The sequence below is a fragment of the Streptomyces sp. NPDC055815 genome (assembly GCF_053616475.1).
This window is the reverse complement of record NZ_JBSHDU010000157.1, coordinates 1-5943: the sequence shown is the minus strand read 5'-3', so window position 1 is coordinate 5943 and position 5943 is coordinate 1. Positions and strand designations below refer to the sequence as shown.

The following is a 5943-nucleotide window of genomic DNA, read 5'->3' as shown; positions in this document are numbered from 1 at the left end:
CCGGTGGCATCACGACCCTGCTCGACATGCCGCTCAACTCGCTGCCCCCGACCACCACGGTCGAGAACCTCCGGGTCAAGCAGGAGGTCGCCCGCAGCAAGGCGCACATCGACGTCGGTTTCTGGGGCGGCGCGCTGCCGGACAACGTCAAGGACCTGCGTCCGCTGCACGACGCCGGCGTCTACGGCTTCAAGTGCTTCCTGTCGCCGTCGGGGGTGGAGGAGTTCCCCGAGCTCGACCAGGAGCAGCTGGCGACCTCGCTGGCGGAGATCGCCGGTTTCGGGGGCCTGATGATCGTGCACGCCGAGGACCCGCACCACCTGGCGGCCGCCCCGCAGCGTTCGGGCGGCGCGTACGCCGACTTCCTGGCCTCGCGTCCGAGGGACGCGGAGAACACGGCGATCGAGAACCTGATCAACCAGGCCCGCCGCCTCGGCGCCCGGGTCCACGTGCTGCACCTGTCGTCCTCGGACGCGCTGCCGGCCCTCGCCGCGGCGAAGGCCGAGGGCGTGAAGATCACGGTGGAGTCGTGTCCGCACTTCCTGACGCTGACCGCGGAGGAGATCCCGGACGGGGCGACGGAGTTCAAGTGCTGCCCGCCGATCCGCGAGGCCTCCAACCAGGACGCGCTGTGGCAGGGGCTCGCGGACGGCACGATCGACTGCATCGTCTCCGACCACTCGCCGTCCACCGCCGACCTCAAGACGCCGGACTTCGCCTCCGCCTGGGGCGGCATCTCCTCCCTCCAGCTCGGCCTGCCCGCGATCTGGACCGAGGCCCGGCGCCGCGGCCACTCGCTGGAGGACGTGGTCCGCTGGATGTCGGCGGGTCCGGCCCGGCTCGCCGGCCTGTCCCGCAAGGGTGCGATCGAGGCCGGCCGTGACGCCGACTTCGCGGTCCTGGCCCGCTCAGTAGTAGTGGCCGGGCCAGTGCGGGTCGTCCCAGCGGTCGGGGCCGGTGACACCGAGCAGCCGTATCCGGTGGAGCAGCTCCTCGGAGGCGCCATGGGCGCGAAGCCGGGCGGGAGCGTAGCGGACGAGCCAGTCCGTCAGCTCGATGCGCATCTCCTCCTCGTTCTCCCAAGCGCTCCACGGAAGTTGGTCGCCGAGCAGGTCGTACTCCCAGCGGTCCGCCGTCTCGGCGAGGTGTCCGTCCGCGACGGGGTCGCGAAGCCCTTCCCAGGCGTCGAGCCACGGGCTCACCGTGCCGGTGGCCTCGGCGGCCAGGACGAGGAGGTCATGCGCGGGCACGGTGGGGTCCGGGTCGATGAGCGTGTGCGCCCACCAGGCCTGCAGGAACTCCTCCACCGCGGCGGCCTGCTCGGCAGGCCACTCCTGCCAGTTGCCGAGAGCGAAGGCGAGCCCGACCCGTTCCACGCCGAATCGGGGTTCGACGAGCCCGTCGACGAGGGCCGAGGCGAGCTGGGGCAGGATCCGGCGCAGCACGGATGCGTGGTCCGTCCAGTCGGTGGCCTGCCAAGTGCGCCGTAGGAGATCGAGGTCCAGCTCCACGTCCGCCACCTTGAGCCGCGCGAGTTCTTCCGCGCTGCCCCAGTGGCACTCGCAGTTGGTCTCGTCGGGCCGGGCGGTCATGCCGCGGAAGGTGACGGCGACGCGATCCAGGGCCGCGTCGAGGCGGAGCCGGGCACGGGACTGATCGGGATTCATCAAGGGCGTACGCCTTCGGGGACTCCGAACCCTGTTGCGCGGGCCGAAGATCGCCAACTTACCCGGCGGCATGCGGGGCCGCTACGGCGGGGGAGGGAGCCGGTGGCCGTTCTCCCGCGCTTCGTCGCACGAGGGCGCGAAGCGCGGCGAACGGCAGCGGCGGCATCCACGTGACCAGCGATGCTGAAGCGGCCTCTCAGTCGCGTGAGTGCGCGCGGGCCGTGGCCGCCGCCCGCTCGGCGGCCTCGGCGATGACGGCGGCGGCCCGGGCCGCGCGCCCGTCGGCGTACCAGTCGTCGATGAGCTGGACGGTGGGGCCGGGCGGGAAGATGCCGAGCTGCCCGAGCAGGGAGAGGTCATCGCGGACCGCCTCGTGCCGGAGGACCTTCCCGTCCTGGAGGTGCAGGACATGGACCTGCTCGGAGTCGATCTCGGCCCCGGTGGGCGGGATCGCCTGGAGCAGGGCGCCGTCGCGGTAGTGGACGAAGGGACCGGTGTGCCGGCCCCGCATGTGCAGCCGTATCCACACCTGGTCGCCGTCGTGGACGAGATCGGTGACGGGGAAGCTGAGGTCGGTGAAGGCGGAGCGCAGCCACGCGCCCGACGCGAGCGCGCCCGCGGGTCCGGGCAGGGAGCAGGCGGCGGGGGAGACGACCGCCTCACGGTTGGTGAAGTCCTGGTGGACGACCTCCGCGGCCAGCGCCGCGTCGCCGGTCGCCAGGACCGTGAAGAGTCCGCGGGCCGCGTCCTCGGGTGACATTCCCATCGGGTTCGGTTCCTCTCGCGCACGGGGCGGTTCGCCGCCCTGACTGATATTCAGGTTACACAGCACCTATTGAATAGGTCGAGCGTTTCGCGGTTAGGCTGACCCCCATGCCGACCAAACGCAAGTACGTCTCACCCCGGCGTGAGGAAGCCGCAGCCCAGACACGTGCGCAGATCCTGGAGTCGGCGACCCGGCTGTTCGCCGAACGCGGCTACGGGCGCGTGACGGTCGCGGACATCGCGGCCGAAGCGGGCGTGTCCTCGAAGGCCGTCTTCGCGAGCGCCGGCAGCAAGGGGGACATCCTCAACGAGATCGTCGACACGGCCGTACGAGCCTCCGGCGACGAGCGGACGATGCGTGCGGTGCTCGCCGAGCGGGAGTTGGAGTCCGTACTCGAGGCGCTGGCCCACGGCACCCGGATGGGCAACGAAGGCCTGTTCGCCGTGCATGAGGCGATCCACAAGGCGCTGCCGTCGCACGAGGACGGCGAAGCCCTGTGGGAGCGCGCCACCGCCGACTACCGTGCCGCCCTCCGTACCGCCGCACAGCACCTGCACACCGTGGCGGCGCCGGCTTACGGGGAGGACGAGACAGCGGACCTGCTGTGGTTCTGGTTCGGCCCGGGCGGCTGGCGCACCCTGGTCGCCGAGAACGGCTGGCCCTGGGACCGCGCCGAAGCCTTCCTCCTCCACACGGCCGTCGCGACACTACGGAGGCTGTGAGCCTGGGCGGAGGGGCGGAGGGGCGGAGGGGCGGAGGGGCGGACGGGCGGTGGATGGCCGGATCCTGCTCGGCCTGCGCGGTGGATGGCCGGAGGCCGCTCGGTCCCGCGGCGTGGCGGGAGGGGGGGCGATTGCCTCGCCGGGATTTGAACCCGGGTTTCCGGCTCCGGCGAACCGGCGACCGGTGTCCTTGGCCGCTGGACGACGAGGGATGTGCGGCAGCCTACAAGCGCGCGCGATGAGGCGCACCAGGATTCCGACGCCGCCCGGCCGGTGGCAAGGGCCTGACGGCGAGTCGTCAGGACGGCGCGCCGTAGCGGGTGGCGATCGCGGCAGCGCGTTCGCCGAGGGTGTCGCGCAACCACTGCGGTGCCAGGGCCTCGACGTCCGTGCCGAGGTTCCACAGGGCCCATTCCGCGTGCCTCGCGTCCTGGAAGGTCACCTCCAGCCGCAGTCGGCCGTCCTCCTCGACTTCCTCTCCGAGCACGGTCAGCGCGGTGCCCACCAGGTCCTCCCGCCGCGCCGACCGCATCCGTACCAGTACGGCGACTTGGTCACCGCTCGTCCGGAACCGCGCACTGCGTTCCTGCCAGGCCCGGTCCAGATCGACGCGTTCCGGCCGCTGTGCCAGCTCTGCGAGCTCCTCTGCGGCGAGGATGCGGGACAGCCGGTAGGTCCGGTCCGCGCCGGAGCGCGTGGCCAGCAGGTAGCCCTGGCCGCGCACGGTGACCAGGCCGATGGGGTCGACCGCGCGCCACTTCGGCGCCTGTTCCACCGCCGCGTAGCGGATGCGCAGCTTGTGTCCGGCGAACACCGCGCGCCGGACCTCTCCCACGATGTCGTCCGGCACCTCCTCGACCACCTGTCGACGCGACAGCAGATCGGTCTCCGGGTCGATGAGGAGCCGCCGCGCCGCACCGGCCGCGGTGGCCCGATGGCTCTCGGGCAGTGCGTCGACGACCTTGCGCATGGCCGAGGCGAGCGCCGTCCCGAGCCCGAACGCCTGCGCGCCGCGCCGTGATCCGGCGACCAGCAGGGCGAGGGCCTCGTCGTGGTTCAGTCCGGTGAGCTCGGTCTGGAAACCGGGCAGCAAGGCGAAACCGCCGTTCCGGCCGCGCTCGGCGTAGACGGGGACACCGGCCGCCGACAGAGCCTCGATGTCGCGCAGCACGGTACGGGTGGACACCTCAAGCTCGCGGGCCAACGCGGCCGCGGACAGCCGATCGTGCTGTCGCAGCAGCAGTACCAGCGAGACCAGTCGATCGGCGCGCATCCGAAGACTCTACTGAAATACATGACAGAGGGTGTCGCGTATTCGTTGGGAGGCTTCAGGACGACACAAGCCCGTACTGCACGAGAGGTCATCCGCATGGCACACGCCCTCATCAACCCCGAAGGTCTGCACGACCCGGTCCCGTTCGGCTACAGCCACACCGCCGCCGTCCCCGTGGGTACGGAACTGGTGCTGATCTCCGGTCAGTACGGATCGGGCCCTGACGGCGCGGTTGTCTCGACCGACTTCACCGAGCAGGTGAAGCAGGCCTTCCGCAACATCGGCGTCGCCCTCGCCGCCCACGGGCTCGACCTCGGCCACGTCGTCCAGCTGAGGACGTACGTCGTGAACCACGACGTCACCAAGCTCGGGCCGATCGCGGAGGCCGTGCTCGAGGGCTGGGGCACGAACCCACCCACGCAGACCCTGATCGGGGTGGCGAGCCTGGCCGCACCTGACGTGCTGTTCGAAGTCGAGGCCCTCGCCGTTCGACGGTGACCGGCAGGTCGCTCCGGTGAGGGGGCGCCTCGTGGGCGAGTGCACACGGCTCGCCCACGAGGCGTAGTGGCCGACGGCTGATCGACCGCCGACAGCACCATGCCGCCCTAACCCCCACCCCCACTCGACAAATATTCCTGTCGCAAACCCAACCTCGACAGCTAAGCTTGTCGCATGACAGATGTGGACGGGATCCCGACTCCCGAGAAGAGCGACGACAACTTCTGGAACACCGTCTCGAACCTGGTGGAACCGCCCTGGGACGAGCCCACCCCGGACGACGCGAGCACGATGGACGACAGGGTCCTCGACGCGGTCCGCGCCCTGGCCCAGCGGATCTCGACCCGTGCGCTGGCCTACGAGGCCGCCGGCAAGCCCTTCGATCCCGTGCTCATGGCGGCGCCCGACGTGCAACTGGCGCTTCTTCGGGCCCTGTACGAAGCGAAGCTGTCCGTCGACCGGCTGGCGGAGAGCGCCGCCACCGTGGCCGGCCGCAGCGGGGCGAACTACGCCCAGCTCGGGGCCGCCTGGGGCGGGATCAAGCGTCAGTCGGCCCGTCTCAAGTGGCCGCACGCCGTCGTGCGGAAGTCCGCCAAGGAGTCCATCCCGCTCCACTACGCGGGCGGTACGGCCGTCGTGCACCACGACGCCGACACCGACGCCTGGTGGTACACCGCGACGGCCGCGGACCAGCAGGCGGAGGAGTCCGAGCCCGTCCACGGCACGTACGCCGAGGCCATCGCGGGAGCGACCGAGTTCCTCCTCGCGCACGCGCTGCCCGAGCGGCAGCCGCCTGCCTGACCCGGACGGAACCCCGGCGGACGTACCGTCAACTCCGCGTGTGGTGAAGGTGTGGAGATCTGAGCGGGTGGATCTTGCCTCTATCCTTCGACGCTCTATGAACCACGCTGATCACCGTTCCGGCCGGGCAGGCATCCGGGACGTGGCCGCCGCCGCCGGGGTCTCCATCACGACTGTCTCCGACGCGCTCAACGGCAAGGGCCGACTCCCGGACGC

Annotated in this window: 6 protein-coding genes, 1 tRNA gene and 1 pseudogene; 5 read left to right on the top strand and 3 right to left on the bottom strand. The window is 71.2% G+C overall.

Annotated elements, in window-relative coordinates; genetic code table 11:
- Nucleotides 1–905, top strand: a pseudogene (gene allB / locus ACWGN5_RS41565) (allantoinase AllB); the annotation flags it as partial.
- Between the two features lie 958 nt (nucleotides 906–1863).
- Here the strand turns inward: allB and ACWGN5_RS41560 are convergent.
- Entirely contained in the window at nucleotides 1864–2433 is a 570-nt protein-coding gene (locus tag ACWGN5_RS41560) for an ester cyclase (protein WP_453524155.1), read from the bottom strand.
- A gap of 107 nt (nucleotides 2434–2540) precedes the next feature.
- Here ACWGN5_RS41560 and ACWGN5_RS41555 point away from each other — a divergent pair, with 107 nt between their 5' ends.
- Nucleotides 2541–3155 carry a TetR/AcrR family transcriptional regulator gene (locus ACWGN5_RS41555; protein ID WP_453524153.1) on the top strand — a complete coding sequence of 205 codons (615 nt, stop codon included), beginning with the start codon at nucleotides 2541–2543 and terminating at the stop codon, nucleotides 3153–3155.
- Between the two features lie 131 nt (nucleotides 3156–3286).
- Here the strand turns inward: ACWGN5_RS41555 and ACWGN5_RS41550 are convergent.
- Nucleotides 3287–3365: transfer RNA gene (locus ACWGN5_RS41550), tRNA-OTHER, on the bottom strand.
- Nucleotides 3366–3453: 88 nt separating this feature from the next.
- On the bottom strand, nucleotides 3454–4428 hold the full coding sequence (locus ACWGN5_RS41545; RefSeq protein ID WP_453524150.1) for a helix-turn-helix transcriptional regulator: 975 nt from the start codon (nucleotides 4426–4428) through the stop codon (nucleotides 3454–3456).
- A 96-nt stretch (nucleotides 4429–4524) separates the two neighbouring features.
- On the opposite strand from ACWGN5_RS41545, the gene ACWGN5_RS41540 reads away from it, so the two are divergent.
- From ACWGN5_RS41540 to ACWGN5_RS41530, 3 genes are all read left to right on the top strand, one after another.
- Nucleotides 4525–4926, top strand: coding sequence for a RidA family protein (locus tag ACWGN5_RS41540; RefSeq protein ID WP_453524147.1), 402 nt, complete (start codon nucleotides 4525–4527; stop codon nucleotides 4924–4926).
- 174 nt (nucleotides 4927–5100) lie between these two features.
- Nucleotides 5101–5727, top strand: a complete 627-nt coding sequence (locus tag ACWGN5_RS41535) for a hypothetical protein (protein WP_453524144.1) — start codon at nucleotides 5101–5103, stop codon at nucleotides 5725–5727.
- 97 nt (nucleotides 5728–5824) lie between these two features.
- Nucleotides 5825–5943, top strand: a 119-nt coding sequence (locus tag ACWGN5_RS41530) for a LacI family DNA-binding transcriptional regulator (RefSeq protein ID WP_392160901.1), incomplete at its 3' end; no start/stop codon positions are given.